Annotated in this window: 15 protein-coding genes; 5 read left to right on the forward strand and 10 right to left on the reverse strand. The window is 62.8% G+C overall.

Annotated elements, in window-relative coordinates:
• The first annotated feature begins 323 nt into the window (after positions 1-323).
• Complete coding sequence (gene tig / locus WHT83_RS15315; RefSeq protein WP_318764233.1) at positions 324-1,784, forward strand: trigger factor; 1,461 nt, start codon at positions 324-326, stop codon at positions 1,782-1,784.
• A 101-nt stretch (positions 1,785-1,885) separates the two neighbouring features.
• On the opposite strand, the gene radC is transcribed toward tig, so the two are convergent.
• The 8 genes from radC to WHT83_RS15355 form a co-directional block, all read right to left on the reverse strand.
• A complete protein-coding gene (gene radC, locus WHT83_RS15320; RefSeq protein WP_183261383.1) occupies positions 1,886-2,638 on the reverse strand; it encodes a DNA repair protein RadC in 753 nt (250 codons plus the stop codon).
• 44 nt (positions 2,639-2,682) lie between these two features.
• Complete coding sequence (gene map / locus WHT83_RS15325) at positions 2,683-3,510, reverse strand: type I methionyl aminopeptidase (RefSeq protein ID WP_108608286.1); 828 nt, start codon at positions 3,508-3,510, stop codon at positions 2,683-2,685.
• A 160-nt stretch (positions 3,511-3,670) separates the two neighbouring features.
• Positions 3,671-4,402: an SH3 domain-containing protein gene (locus WHT83_RS15330; protein WP_406871667.1), complete on the reverse strand. Its 732-nt coding sequence runs from the start codon at positions 4,400-4,402 to the stop codon at positions 3,671-3,673.
• Positions 4,403-4,460: 58 nt separating this feature from the next.
• Positions 4,461-4,685 (reverse strand): alkylphosphonate utilization protein, encoded by a 225-nt coding sequence (locus WHT83_RS15335; protein WP_108608284.1) that lies wholly within the window; start codon positions 4,683-4,685, stop codon positions 4,461-4,463.
• A 103-nt stretch (positions 4,686-4,788) separates the two neighbouring features.
• Positions 4,789-5,514 carry a GntR family transcriptional regulator gene (locus WHT83_RS15340; RefSeq protein ID WP_183261379.1) on the reverse strand — a complete coding sequence of 242 codons (726 nt, stop codon included), beginning with the start codon at positions 5,512-5,514 and terminating at the stop codon, positions 4,789-4,791.
• 25 nt (positions 5,515-5,539) lie between these two features.
• Entirely contained in the window at positions 5,540-6,394 is an 855-nt protein-coding gene (locus WHT83_RS15345; RefSeq protein WP_406871668.1) for an ABC transporter permease, read from the reverse strand.
• The gene (locus tag WHT83_RS15350) at positions 6,394-7,206 is read right to left on the reverse strand and encodes an ABC transporter ATP-binding protein (protein ID WP_108608281.1); all 813 of its coding nucleotides are present in this window, start codon (positions 7,204-7,206) and stop codon (positions 6,394-6,396) included. The genes WHT83_RS15345 and WHT83_RS15350 overlap by 1 nt, the downstream gene beginning before the upstream one ends.
• A complete protein-coding gene (locus WHT83_RS15355; protein WP_199914489.1) occupies positions 7,203-8,228 on the reverse strand; it encodes an ABC transporter substrate-binding protein in 1,026 nt (341 codons plus the stop codon). Before WHT83_RS15355 ends, WHT83_RS15350 begins: the two co-directional genes overlap by 4 nt.
• Positions 8,229-8,598: 370 nt before the next feature.
• On the opposite strand from WHT83_RS15355, the gene WHT83_RS15360 reads away from it, so the two are divergent.
• The gene (locus tag WHT83_RS15360; RefSeq protein WP_318761793.1) at positions 8,599-9,291 is read left to right on the forward strand and encodes a fumarylacetoacetate hydrolase family protein; all 693 of its coding nucleotides are present in this window, start codon (positions 8,599-8,601) and stop codon (positions 9,289-9,291) included.
• Between the two features lie 22 nt (positions 9,292-9,313).
• Positions 9,314-9,967, forward strand: coding sequence for a 4-carboxy-4-hydroxy-2-oxoadipate aldolase/oxaloacetate decarboxylase (locus tag WHT83_RS15365; protein ID WP_183261374.1), 654 nt, complete (start codon positions 9,314-9,316; stop codon positions 9,965-9,967).
• A 235-nt stretch (positions 9,968-10,202) separates the two neighbouring features.
• On the opposite strand, the gene WHT83_RS15370 is transcribed toward WHT83_RS15365, so the two are convergent.
• Complete coding sequence (locus WHT83_RS15370) at positions 10,203-11,114, reverse strand: fumarylacetoacetate hydrolase family protein (RefSeq protein ID WP_406871669.1); 912 nt, start codon at positions 11,112-11,114, stop codon at positions 10,203-10,205.
• 150 nt (positions 11,115-11,264) lie between these two features.
• On the opposite strand from WHT83_RS15370, the gene WHT83_RS15375 reads away from it, so the two are divergent.
• Positions 11,265-12,059: a GntR family transcriptional regulator gene (locus tag WHT83_RS15375; protein WP_406871670.1), complete on the forward strand. Its 795-nt coding sequence runs from the start codon at positions 11,265-11,267 to the stop codon at positions 12,057-12,059.
• Between the two features lie 490 nt (positions 12,060-12,549).
• Positions 12,550-12,726 carry a hypothetical protein gene (locus tag WHT83_RS15380; RefSeq protein ID WP_318761788.1) on the forward strand — a complete coding sequence of 59 codons (177 nt, stop codon included), beginning with the start codon at positions 12,550-12,552 and terminating at the stop codon, positions 12,724-12,726.
• Positions 12,727-12,864: 138 nt separating this feature from the next.
• Here WHT83_RS15380 and WHT83_RS15385 read toward each other — a convergent pair whose 3' ends face one another.
• The gene (locus tag WHT83_RS15385) at positions 12,865-14,193 is read right to left on the reverse strand and encodes an amidohydrolase family protein (protein ID WP_406871671.1); all 1,329 of its coding nucleotides are present in this window, start codon (positions 14,191-14,193) and stop codon (positions 12,865-12,867) included.
• Between the last annotated feature and the right edge of the window lie 11 nt (positions 14,194-14,204).

A 14,204-nucleotide genomic window follows, 5' to 3' on the forward strand; every position in this document is an offset into this window, starting at 1 on the left:
CTGCCATCATTCTGTCAATCTCGGAGCGGAAATCACCTCGACCGGGAGAAACCGCGAAGATAGTTGAAAATTGGCCCCGCCTGTGACAAAAGGCCTGTCGAATAAGATGGGACGCAAAGGCCCGTCTCTGCAGGATGCGATAAGAAGTCAAAAAAACAACAGCTTATCGTAATCTTCGGACGACGGCGGAACAAACGGACCGCATATGGCGGACCTTGGATGCCGATTTGCGAACTTGAAGCCACCCCCGGCAAACGAATTCCGGCAGGCGGAACGGCAGGGAGCCGTCCAAGCCGCGCCATACGTAAAACAAAGGTTTGATGATGCAGGTCACCGAAACGCTCAACTCCGGCCTCAAGCGCGAGATCAAGGTCTCGGTTCCTGCCGGCGACATGGAAGCCCGTCTCGTGAAGCGGCTTTCGGCTGCCAAGGACAAGGTCCGCATCAACGGCTTCCGTCCGGGCAAGGTGCCGATGCAGCACCTGCGCAAGGTTTACGGCAAGTCCTTCATGGCCGAGGTTGTCAATGAGATCCTGACCGACTCGACCCGCACGATCATTTCCGACCGCGGCGAAAAGGCTGCGATGCAGCCGGACGTGGTGATGACCGAGGACGAGAAGGAAGCCGAGAAGATCCTCGAGGGCGGCGCCGATTTCGAGTTCTCGCTGAGCTACGAAGTCATCCCGGCGATCGAGATCAAGGACTTCTCCGACATCAAGGTGTCGCGCCCGGTCTATGACGTCCCGGAAAGCGAAATCGACGAGCAGGTCAACCGCGTAGCCGAATCGGCGCGTTCCTATGAGCCGAAGACCGGCAAGGCCGCGGAAGGCGACCGCGTCACCATCGACTACGTCGGCAAGATCGACGGCGTTGCCTTCGATGGCGGCACGGGTGGCGACCAGCCGCTGGTGCTCGGTTCCAAGGAATTCATCCCCGGCTTCGAGGACCAGCTGGTCGGCGCCAAGGCCGGCGACGAGAAGCTCGTCACCGTCACTTTCCCCGAGAACTACCAGGCCTCTCATCTGGCCGGCAAGGAAGCGACCTTCGACGTCACCGTCAAGGAAGTCGCGGCTCCCGGCAAGCTCGAGGTCAATGACGAGACCGCCAAGAACCTCGGCCTGGAATCGCTCGAGAAGCTGCGTGACATCGTTCGCGGCCAGATCGAGAACCAGTTCGGCGCCATGACGCGCCAGAAGGTCAAGCGCCAGCTGCTCGACCAGCTCGACGGTTCGTATCAGTTCGAGGCACCCTCCAAGCTCGTCGAAGCCGAATTCGGCAACATCTGGAGCCAGGTGACCCGCGATCTCGAGATCGCCGGCCGTACCTTCGCCGACGAAGATACGACTGAAGAAGAAGCACGCGCCGAATACCAGCGCCTGGCCGAGCGTCGCGTGCGCCTCGGCCTAGTTCTGGCCGAGATCGGCGAAAAGGCTGGCGTGACGGTCAACGACGAAGAGCTGCAGCGCGGCCTGTTCGACACGGTTCGCCGTTATCCGGGCAGCCAGCAGCAGGAAGTGTTCGACTTCTACCGCAACAACCCGTCGGCGCTGGTCAACCTGCGCGCGCCGCTGTTCGAGGAGAAGGTCGTCGATCACCTGCTGTCGCAGATCACCGTCACCGACAAGAAGGTGAGCAAGGAAGAGCTGCTCGCCGACGACGAGGACGAGGCATCGGAAAAGCCGGCGAAGAAGGCTTCGGCCAAGAAGGCCGACAAGGCTGAGGGCGAAGAGCCCAAGAAGAAGGCCGCTCCGAAGAAGAAGGCCAAGGAAGCCGACGCCGAATAAGGCGCCGTCCCTTAGACGAAACGAAAAGGCCGCTGGAGCGATCCAGCGGCCTTTTTGATTCCTGATGGTGCAGGGCGCCGCCTGGGCGACCGGCCATCGGGTCAGATGAGCAGCAACCCCTTCATGCTGGCAAAACCGTTCTTGCCGATGATGATGTGGTCATGCACCGCGATGCCGAGTGGCTTGGCCGTGTCGATGATGGTCCTGGTCATGTCGATGTCGGCACGCGACGGCGTCGGATCGCCGGAAGGATGGTTGTGGACGAGAATGAGCGCGGTTGCCGACAGCTCCAGCGCGCGCTTGATCACTTCACGCGGATAGACGGGTGTGTGGTCGACGGTGCCGGTCTGCTGCACCTCGTCGGCGATCAGGACGTTCTTCTTGTCGAGGAACAGGATCCGGAAGTGCTCGCGCGCTTCGAAGGCCATCGCCGCCCGGCAATAGTCGAGCACCTGGTTCCATGACGACAGCACCTCGCGGCCACTGATCTCGCCGCGTGCCAGGCGCCTGGCCGCAGCCGCCACCACCTTGAGGTCGAGCGCGACCGACGGCCCGATGCCTTTGACTTCCTGCAGGAGATTGGCGGGGGCGCCGAGAACTTCGGCAAGGGTGCCGAAACGGGTGAGCAGGGCCTTGGCCACCGGCTTGGTATCCGAGCGCGGGATCAGCCTGAACAGCAGCAGCTCGAGCAGTTCGTAGTCTGCAAGCGCCTCGCCGCCCGTGGCTGAAAACCGCTCGCGCAGCCTGTCGCGATGGCCGAGATAGTGGGGCTTTTCCTGAGCGGCCGCGCGCTTGATCGTCGGCAGAGGCCGCTCGCCGAAGAAACCGCGCTCGTCGTGCTCGTCGCTCGCCATGCCGCCGATGTCGCCCCCGCCGGAGTGTCTCCGGCGATGCGATATTATGCGGGCAGGCCCGGCCGGTCGAGCCCCTTGGGCGACAGCGTGAAGATCTCGCAGCCGTTGGCCGTCACGCCGATGGTGTGCTCGTATTGCGCCGACAAGGAGCGGTCGCGGGTGACTGCCGTCCAGCCGTCGGACAGCACCTTCACATGCGGCCGGCCGAGATTGATCATCGGCTCGATGGTGAAGATCATGCCTTCCCGCATCTCGACGCCTTCGTTGACGTTGCCGTAGTGCAGGATGTTCGGCGCATCATGGAAGAGGGCGCCCACGCCATGGCCGCAGAAGTCGCGCACCACAGAGCAGCGCTCGGCCTCGGCATAGGTCTGGATGGCGGCGCCGATGGCACCGGTGCGCGCGCCGGGGCGTACGGCGGCAATGCCGCGCATCAGGCATTCATGCGTGACTTCGAGCAGGCGCTCGGCGGCGCGCTTGACGGTGCCCACCGGGTACATGCGGCTCGAATCGCCGTGCCAGCCGTCGAGGATGTAGGTCACGTCGATATTGACGATGTCGCCATCCTTGAGCGGCTTGTTGTCGGGAATGCCGTGGCAGACGACGTGGTTGATCGAGGTGCAACTCGACTTGGTGTAGCCGCGGTAGTTGAGCGTGGCGGGCATTGCGCCATGGTCCATGCCGAATTCGAAGACGAAACGGTCGATGGCTTCGGTGGTGACGCCGGGCGCCACGCGGTCGACCAGTTCGTCTAGGCATCGGGCGGTGAGCGCGCAGGCCTTGCGCATGCCTTCGAAGGCGTCCGCGCCGTAGAGGCGGATCTGGCCTGTATTCCTGAGGGGCGCCGTGGCGGCGTCGAGATAGCTGACCATTGACCTCTGCCGGGTGTGTCTGGGGCTGCCCGCAGCGGCGTGCGAGCCATTTCCGCAGATTTGGCACCGGATGCGTTCGGTTTCAACCCGCAAAGCCCAAACCGCAGCGATATGCGCCATTTGGGCGGCGAAAATTGCCTTGTCAGCCGGGTAGGACCGTCTATCCTGGTTGCGCGAGTTGTTGCTTGGGCCGTGGCGCGCCTGGATCTGCCGGCCGCAGGTTTTCGCCGTGGACCCAGCCCTTGCGGCCGGAGGATGAGACAAGCGTCCATTTGCCGTCGCGGGCAAAGACGCGGACGCTTTCGCCCTGCTTCAGGCTGGAGGTGACGGGCGCCGAGACATGCGGGCGCTGGCGCAGATAGACCGTCGTACTGGTGTAGAGCACGTTGAGCTGGGGGGCGGCCTCGGCCTTCGGTTTGGCCGCCACAGCTTTCGCGGCCGTTGCCTCGGGCGAGGGCTTGGGGCGTGGCATGGGCGTCGGGGCCCGCGAGATCGAGCCGGTCTTGAGGTCGGCAGGCGGCCGCAGGGTGGGTTCGGATTGCGCCGGCTTCTTCAGGGCAGCGGGCTTGCCAGCAGATGGTTCGACCTTCGGGCGCTGTGCCGCGGCCAGCTTCTGCTGGCTTGGCTTGGGCGCGGCCTTGGCTTCGCGCCTTGCGACATCGGCTTTCGGCCGCACGACATTGGTTTCGGAAGCTGAGCCAACACTCGCCTTGGGTCGTACTGTGGCCGTTTCCCTGCGGGGGGTGGCGTCGTTCTTGGGCCGGCTTGCCGCCCTCGCGGGGCGGTCGTCGATCCGCGCCTTGCTGGGCATGTCCTGGGTCATGGCCCAGCCGCCCGCCGCAAGCGCGCCAAGCACCAGCCATCTCAGTTTTGGAAGCGCGAATCCACCCATGCGCCGAGTCTGGACCCGAGAGCTTAAAACCGCGTTGACGCGCCTGTTGCGCGGGCGGTCAGGCCTTCTTGAGGAACTCGGTTTTCAGCACCAGTCCCTTGACCTGCTTGGTGTTGCATTCGACCTCGCCGGAATTCCCGGTCAGGCGTATGTTCTTGACCAGCGTGCCGCGCTTGATGGTCTCCGAGGTTCCCTTGACCTTCAGGTCCTTGATCAGGGTAACGGAGTCGCCGTCGTTGAGCTGGGCGCCGTTGCTGTCTTTCACGATGACGTCGTCGGACATGATTCTTCCTTCCGCTGCCGGGCAATGTTGCAGTCGGAGTAGGGGCTCAGGCGAGGCTCGTAAAGTGCCTGGACAGCGATCTCGCCATTGCGGTCGTCGCGCGCTACGCCGCCCCGACTATTTCGAGCTGTTCTTCCAGAAGCCGCAGCGTCGTCTGGTACTGGCTGACCAGATGCTCTTTTGCCAGCTCGACATTGCCGTCGATCGTCGCCTCCATGATGAGGCGATGTTCTTCGTTGGAATCGCGACGCGGCGTCGTCGCGATGATCATGGAAATGTACCTGTACCGCTCGGCGTGATCCATCATCTCGTTGCAGTAGTTGATCAGCAGCGAGGAGCCGCAGGCGGCAATCAGCGCGTTGTGGAAGGCGCGATGCTTGATTTCCCATTCGGAGTTGTCGCCGCCGTCCTCCGGCAGCCGGACCTTGGTGCGTGACAGGCGGTGATAGGTGAGGATGACATTGTCCTCCCACGCCTGCGTCCGGTTGGCGATGGACTCCTCCAGCGCCTTCGCTTCAAGCCAGCAGCGCGTCTTGACCAGTTCGCGTAGGCTTTCGAGCGACAGCTGCGGCACAGAGAAGCCGCGCTGCTCGTGGCGATCGACGAGGCGCTCGGACGACAGCCGGTTGAGCGCCTCGCGCACCGGATTGGTGCCGGCCGAATAGCGTGCCGCGACCTGGTCGATCTGCAGCTTCTGGCCGGGCTTCAACTCGCCCTTGAGGATGTCCCGGCGCAGGTGCTGGTAGACGAAGGTCGCCGTCGTCACCTTTTCGGCACGGCTGCCTTCGCCAGTCTTCGACTCGGCGAGAGCCTGATCGACCAGTGTCATGGGTTGCCCAATCTATCGCCAAGCCTCACGTGCCGATGCCTCCGCTCACGCTGGATTTGTGCCAGAAAACCAGCTTCTTCTCCAGCCACACCACCGACCAAAACAGTGTCAGTCCCAGGAGACTGAGGAAAATGATCAGCGAAAACACCCTCGGCGTGTTGAGCTGGGAGGAGGCGACGCGGATGAGTTCGCCAAAACCCTTGCCGCCGCCAAGAAACTCGCCCGTGATGGCGCCTGCCATCACGCCGACCGCCGCGATCTTCAGTCCGGTGAATATCTGCGGCAGGCCCAGCGGCAATTTCATCTTAAACAGCGTCTGGAAGCGGCTGGCACCCATGGTCTTGAACAGCATGCGCGCGTTTTCGTCGGCCACGTAGAGCCCCGCTGCCGTTCCGACCACGATCGGGAACGTTGCGATGAACGCGGCAAGCGCCACTTTCGAGGCAATGCCAAAGCCAAGCCAGGCAAGAAACAGCGGCGCGAAGGCAACCTTCGGCATCGTGTCGATGGCGACTAGGTAAGGCAGCACGGCACGCTCGCCGAACGTCGTCTCGCCGACAAGAACGCCAAGCAGGAAACCGATCGTGATGGCTATGGCGAAACCGAAGATCACCTCCTTGATGGTGATCCACAACGCCGTCAGCATATAGCCGCCCGAGAGCAGGTTCTTGCCGACGAAGACGATGTCGGCACCGGTCTCCCACGGGCCTGGAAGGATGATCGGCGAGACGACCCCGATCGCATAGATCAGCTGCCACAGGGCGACGAAGCCGACCAGCAGTCCGCCCATGGCGATCGTGCGCGGGATCCTGTCCATGAAGGAGACATGTTCGCTCCAGATCGTTTCCGGGCGCTGATCCGTATTGTCGATAGCGGTCATTACAGGAATGCTCCCTTGTCGAGCCGAGCGCGAATGCGGCGCACATACTCGCCGAATTTCGGATCGGTCATCATGTCGAGCGTCCTTGGCCGCGGCAGGTCGATCTTGATCGCCTCGACGAAGCTTCCAGGCCGCGGCGACATGACATAGACGGTGTCGGACAGGATCACCGCTTCGGGAATGGAGTGGGTGACCAGGAACGCGGTGGCGTTGCGTTCCATGCAGATGCGCTGCAACTCCATGTTCATGAAGTCGCGGGACAGTTCGTCGAGCGCACTGAATGGCTCGTCGAGCAACAGCACTGCGGGCTTGGTGATCAGCATCCGGCAGATTGCCGCGCGCTGGGCCATGCCGCCGGACAGTTCGTTCGGCCGCACGGCATCGAACCCCTTCAGTCCGACAAGGTCGAGCAAGGCCCGCGCCTCGTCGTGCATGGCTCGCGCCGCCTTCTTGCCGTCGCGGATCTCGATCGGCAGGACGATGTTCTCGAGCGTCGTGCGCCACGGGAACAATGTCGCCTGCTGGAACATCATGCCGATGTCCCGGCGCGTGCCGGTGACCGGTGTGCCCTCGAGATAGACGCTGCCTTCGGTCGGCGGCAGCACGCCCGCCATGATCTTGAGCAACGTGGACTTGCCGCAGCCGGAGGGGCCGATGACCGAGGAAAAGCTCCCCTCGGTCAAGGTCAGGTCGACCCGGTCGAGCGCGTGGATCGAGCGCCGCGCATAGCTTTTTGCGACGCCCCTGAGCTCGTATACGGGCCGGCCTGCCAGGCCGGCCCCATCGAATGCGGATCGCTGAGGTGCGTTCATTCGTTCCAGGCCTTCACGAAATCATTCGTGTAGGCCGCGTTCAGGTCGTCCAGGGGCTTGGACAGGGCGCCCGTTGCCACCTGGCTTTCATGCCACATCTTCCAGTGCTCCGGCGGCTGGTAGCCGTAGCCGGTGGAGACATCGAGTGGCGTGACGCGATCCTGGATCGCGGTCAGAAGTGCCGCCGCAAACTTCGGATCCTCGGCTTCCTGCGGATTGCCGACCGCGGCATGGGCGAGCACGGCGTCCTTGTTGGCCGGGTCCAGCCCGAACTTCGTTGCCTTGACCAGCGCCTTGCCGAAACCTTCGATGACCTTCGGATTAGTATCGAGATAGCTGCGGGTGACGGCCCAGCCATTGCCGAAGAAGGAGAGGAATTCCTCAGGCGTGATCTCGCGCAACGGGATGCCGCGCGCACCGATGATCGCCGCGTCGCTCACGGCCGCCGCGTAGGATTCGACTTCGTTGTTCAGGAATGCCGCAGCCGCCGTGCCGCCGTCGCCGACAGCGAGGAACTTGTAGTCATTGCCTTCTGCCAGGCCGACCTTGGACAGGATGGCCCGGCTGAAGCCGACTTCAGCGCCATCGGCCGTGCCGACGCCGACCGTCGTGCCCTTGAGGTCGGTTGGCGTCTTGATTGCCGATTCCTCTTTGACGACGAGGCCGAAGATCGACTTCGGGAACTGGTTGTAGATGAAGACGACGTCTTCGCCGCGGGCGCGGGCGCCGAGCAGCGGGCCGGGGCCGGGGTTGCCGATCTGGGCCTGGCCTGCCGCCATCGACTGAAGCACCGAAGCCGAGCCGTTCACCGCCTCCACGGTGACATCAAGGCCCTGTTCCTTGAAGTAGCCTTCTCCGATCGCGACGTGGAGCGGGAAATTGTTGATGGCCGAGGGATTGGGCACGACGATCGTGACCTTGGTCTCCTGGGCATACGCGCTTCCGGTTGCGCCAGCGACCGAGGCGAAAACCAAAGTCAACGCCACCCTGGCGCTACGGTGTAGTTCCGGACCCATTTTCATAAGCTATTCCTCCCGTGGCGGCTGCGCGGATTTGTTCCGTCAACAACGCCTTCCAACAATCTACATTTTTCGGAATACCTGTCAAAAACATATTTCCTAGATTTCTGCGTCTGTATGAAAGGTCCGGGTTGAAGGGGGCTACGATGGGGCTTCTCCAGCCTTTGATGGGCATTTTTTGCGGGGATTGACCTAATATCGCGTGATGTTGCACCAAGAATTCACGGGGTCTGGTGCTATTTCAGAAACTCCATGGTCTGGTGCTGTTCAATTTTGAATGCATGAAAATGCCAGCAGAAAAAAATCATACATTTTTGCTGCGAGGCGCGCGTTTGTGTGCTCTACGTAAGTAGTTCAACAGGGAGGAGCCAATATGGCCAATGGGTACGTAGTCGAGGCACCGCAGCAGGTATCGCTGCCGGTTGTGGGCAAGGCGGAGCGGTTTCCGGTTCGCCGCATCTATTGCGTCGGACGCAACTACGTTGCCCACGTGCGCGAGATGGGTGGCAACGAGGATCGCGATCCGCCGATCTTTTTCCAGAAGCCGACCGACGCAATCGTGCAGGATGGGGCGACGATCCATTACGCCACCATGACCAAGGACTTCCACCACGAGATGGAACTGGCGGTCGTGTTGAAGTCGGGCGGCTACAACATTCCCGAATCCGAAGCGCTCGATCATGTCTATGGCTATGGCGTCGGGCTCGACATGACGCGCCGCGACATCCAGGGCAGCGGCAGGCCGTGGGAAATCGCCAAGTCGTTCGACCAGTCCTGCCCCTGCGGCCCGATCACGCCGGTGGAGAAGGTGGGGCACGTCTCCTCGGGCAACATCAAGCTCACCGTCAATGGCGAGGCCAGGCAGGACTCCGACATCAGCCTGCTGATCTGGAAGGTGCCGGAAATCATCGCCAACCTCTCGACCTATTTCGAGCTCCACGCCGGCGACGTCATCCTGACCGGCACGCCCCACGGCGTTGGGCCCGTCGGACCCGGTGACGAACTGGTCGGCACCATTGCCGGACTGGAACCGCTGACGATCCGCATCGGCTCGGCCGCGGCGTAACAAACGCGACGAGGGCGCGATCATGGATGCTGACTACGAGCGGCCCGTTCCATCCCTCCTGGAAGAACTCGCCGCGTTCTCTTCGGCGACGATCCACGAGGCAAACGGGCAGCGCGGCGCGGTGTCCGGCGCCCTGAAACCGCTTGATCCGGCAATGCGCATCTGTGGCTCCGCCCTGACCGTGCATTGTCCGGCCGGCGACAACCTGATGATCCATGCTGCGATCGCCGTGGCGCGGCCCGGCGATGTGCTGGTCGTGGATCACCAGGGGGCGCTTGACGATGGTCCCTTCGGCGACCTGCTTGCGGAAGCGTGCCTTGCCAGGGGTATCCGTGGCTTGGTCATCGACGGCTGCGTCCGGGACGCAACGACCATCAGGCAGATGAATTTCCCGGTTTTTGCGCGCGGCCTGTGCATCAAGGGCACGACGAAGAACAAGCCGGGCAGCATTGGCCGGCCGATCAGCCTTGCCGGAGAGCCCGTCGCACCGGGAGACGCCATCCTGGGCGACGAGGACGGTCTCGTCGTCGTGCGTCGGGCAGATGTCGCCGACGCGATTGCTGCGGCGCGTCAGCGCGAAGCCAAGGAGGTGGCATTGCGCGAGGCCATCCGCAACGGTGCCTGCACGCTCGATCTTCTCGACCTGAGGAACCGCCTGTCGGCGATCAAGTCCTAGGCGTCGGCGCAATCGCCGGATGCCAGGGAAGGCGAATTAAGCGGCACATTGCCTGTGCTCGCCCCCGCAAACTCACGCCTGCGGCCTTTGCAATCTTTCCTGCTCCATCAGACGACAAAGGTTCTTGCTTTCGACGCATCGCGACCTGCGTCGATGCTGACCATGCTCTTGGCGAAAAGCTGCTGACGATGATGGGAGCCGCCTCTCGACGAGGCGGCTCCGCGCATCTGGACGACTAGACGGCGACGACCGGGCAACGCAGGCGCCCGATGCCATCGACGCCTGCTTCGACGACGTCGCCTGGCCACAGCCATTCCTTGGGCGTGCGCCCCGCGCCAACGCCTTCCGGGGTGCCGGTGGCGATGATGTCGCCGGGTTCGAGCGCGATGCCCTGGCTGATATCCGAGATCAGGTAGGGAACCTTGAACAGCATGTGCTGCGTGTTCGACTTCTGCTTGGTGACGCCGTTGACGGTGAGCCAGAGGTCGAGCGCGTGCGGATCGGCGATCTCGTCGGCGGTGACGATGCAGGGGCCGAAGGGAGCATAGGTGTCCTGGCCCTTGGAGACGATCCACTGGCCGGCGCGGCGGCAGTCGCGGGCGGACACGTCGATCATGACGCTGTAGCCGAAGACGTGGTCCAGCGCGTCTTCTTGCGACACGCGCTTGGCGCGCTGGCCGATGACGACGGCCAGTTCCACTTCCCAGTCAAGCTGCTGGGTGATCTTGGCATTGTGCTCAATGGCGTCGCCGGGACCGCAGACCGTGGTCGGGGGCTTCGAAAAGATGACCGGCTCGTTTGGCAGGTTTGCGGCGTTTTCGAGCATGTGCGCCGATTCCGCGATATGCTCGACATAGTTCAGGCCGATGCCGAAGATGTTCTTGCGCGGGCGCGGGATCGGGGCAAGCAGCTTGACGTTGGCGGCGTAGAAGACGGTGCCGACCGGCCAGTCATCGGTCGAATCCTCGATGATCTTGCGCGCGGTATCGAGCGCAGCGGGGCCAAGGTCGATGAATTCCAGCATGTCGCTTGGCAGTTCCAGGTCGTAGTAGGCCGCAAGCGCCTGCAGGTCGACGACCAGGTCGTTGACGAGCGCGCCGAGACGCGCTGCCGCAGTCACACTGCTGCGATAGGTAACCAAACGCATGTTTTCACCTCTGTTTGTTGGCGACGAAGCGGTCGCCGACATGGCGCCCTCCGTCCCGATTTCGTTCGCCCGCAACATAGATGGCCGTCGGCCTGCGTCAACAGATTTTATAAAATCTTGCACATTGCACAAAATCTGTAAGCCGGTAGATTGGCCGAGGTCTGCCATGTCTATCGCTATTCGAGACAAAGCCCCGTGTCCGAGTCAGAGTTCGCCGTCCCCGAAGGATCGCTTGCCGATCGCGCCTATCGGCTGATCCGCGACGATATTCTCAACGGCGTTTTCCCCGCCGGCGCGCCGCTGCGCCTTGCCGTGCTACGCGACCGCTATGGCCTCAGCTTTTCTCCTTTGCGGGAGGCGCTGACGCGGCTGAGCAGCGATCGGCTTGCCGAGTTGGCTTCGCTGCGCGGATTTCGCGTCGCGGGGGTGTCGCTGGACGAGATGTGGGATGTGATAGGCATCCGCATCCTGGTCGAATCGGAGGCGCTGCGGCGGGCCGTCAGCCTGGGCACCGACGACTGGGAGGCGCGGGTGGTGGCCTCGTTTCATGCTTTCGGCAAGGCCGTCGCCAGGCACGAATCGCAGCCGACGCAAGTCGACGGCGCCTTCGACCAGGCCCTGGAGGATCGGCATCAGAGCTTCCACCACGCGCTGATCTCGGCCTGCGGCTCGGCGGCTTTGCTCGACATAGCGGCGCAGCTCTACACCAGGACGGAGCGATATCGCCGGCCGGTGCTGTCGGATGAGTTGCGGGCGCGGCCGCGCAATCTGATGGAAGAGCACTCGGCGCTCATGAAAGCCGCGTTGCAGCGGGACGGCGAGGGCGCGGTCAAGCTCCTTGCCGAACACTATCGCCGCACGGGAGAGCTTATCGAAGCTGGTCTGAAAGACGCTTCGACCACCGCCGCCACGGGCAAGGCAACCAGGCGCCGCGCTGCGACGTAGAGCGCGCTGTGCTGGTTGGCCGGCCGTCAGGTGGCGTCACGGCTTGGGTGTTGCGCTGTCAGCCGCGTCGCACGAGGGTTGGCCTTTGAAATCCCGCGCCAGGCAGCCGTATTTGTCGAACGTCTGACCGGTTTGCCTTGCGGCTTTCGCCATGCCGCATGAGGACACGGCCAGGCAGGCAAGAAGAACGACAGTGGCTTTCATGGCAGGCATCGATTCGCGCTTCCACTTGCGGACATTACTCCGGTCAGATGCCGGAGCCTCACGGAGGTGGTTGAGACTGTAGGCGCAAGCGCACCAAGCGCCTAGCCGTGAAAGGACAACGGCAAGGTCGAGGCTGTTCATCTCGTCGTCTGTCGCGAACGGGAGCGGCGCCCGAGGGCGCTTAGCGCATCCTTAACCATGTCCGGAAGACCCGGTGGATGGGGCTTAATCGCGCCAAATGGGGCAACTACCGACGGGAGTGAAACAGCCGACTCAGGATTGCCCGATGGATGACGAACGGAAAATCACCTCCGACCGGTGGGCTCCACTGAAGTGCCTGGCAAATGTGGCGCTGCTCTTTGCGCCTATTGCCATCGGTCTTGGTGTGCTGGTGGCGCTGTCCGGCAACGGTGACCGAAACCTGGACCCCGTGGTCACGAGTACGATCAAGCACAGATACTGACGCGCCCGCTGAGCCTTCTTTCACCGAACGCGCCATTACCGCTCGACGCAAGAGCATCGAGTGGCATCCTTTTGAATATCTTCGGACAGTCAGCGGGCCGACGAAGCCTGGTGCTCCAGGCTCCGCCTGCTGCTCCGATTACCCCAGGCTGCGCTTGCGGAGTGCGTGTGCCTTGCTGCGGAAATTGGCTCTGATTTCAGCCTCGTCGATGCCGGCGACAATGCGGTTTTCCATCAGCAGCCGGCCGCCGACGATGGTGTGCAGCACGTCGTCGGCACGGCTCGAATAGACCAGTGCCGCAGCAGTGTCATAGACAGGCTGCGTGTGCGCCTTGTCGAGGTCGACGACGATGACATCTGCGGCCATGCCGGGCGCAAGCTTGCCGGTTTCGGGCCGATTCATCGCCTTGGCACCCTCGGAAGTTGCCATTTCCAGGATTTCTGTCGTTTTCAGGAATTCCGGGTCGGCTGTCTTGTCCTTGTGGATGAGGCCGGCGAATTTCATTTCCTGGAACATGTCGAGCGTGTTGTGGCTGGCTGGCCCGTCGGTGGCCAGGCCGACCGTGACGCCATGCTCGCGCACGCATTTGAGCGGCAGTGTGCCGGAGACCACCTTGGCGTTGCAGCAGGGGCAATGGGCGATCTTTGTATTGGTCGCCGCCAAGATCTTCACGTCGTCTTCATCGAGCTGCGTGCAGTGGGCGGCTGTCACGTCAGACTTCAGGAATTCAAGCGAATGAAGCCAGCGGACCGCCGATGTGCCGTAGGTTTCGGCGACATAGACGGTCTCCTGGGGCGCTTCGGCGAGGTGGATGTGGATCGGCACGTTGTGTGCGTCGGCGACCTCGCGCGACAGGCGGAACATTTCTGGCCCGCAGGAATAGGTGGCATGCGGCGACAGCCCGACATGCAGCAATCCGTTTTGCGACTTGTGGTGCTTGGCGACGAGATCGCCGAAGCTGTGCAGTGTCTTCCATGACCAGTCGGTGATCGATGCATAGACGCCGCGATCGGCAAATCCATAGCCAAGGGTGGCGCGAAGCGGAATCTTCTTGAGCGCCTCGATCTGCGGCTCTACGGCATAGGCATCGAAATGCTCATTGAAGGAGGTGACGCCCGACTTCACCATTTCGACGAGGCCGTTCAGGCTTGCCCAGTACAGCGTCTCGGGATCGAAATTGCGCTTGAGCTGCCACATGGTGGACAGCCATTCGAACAGCCTGACGTCCTCCAGAAGCCCGCGCAGCAGCAGGTTCGAGGCAATATGCGTGTGGCTGTCGCAGAAGCCGGGCATGACCACGCAGTTCGAGGCATCGATGACCTTCGCAGCACCGCTGATGTCGATGGTCTCCTGCGGGCCAACAGCCAGGATCTTGCCGCCGGCGATGGTGATCGCTCCGCGCTCGATCGGCTTGGCGCCGCCCATGGGCATCACGGTGCCGTTGATGATGGCGATATCGATAGTCATGCGTATCCTCC

The sequence above is a fragment of the Aminobacter sp. P9b genome, assembly GCF_045345995.1.
Lineage (GTDB): Bacteria > Pseudomonadota > Alphaproteobacteria > Rhizobiales > Rhizobiaceae > Aminobacter > Aminobacter niigataensis.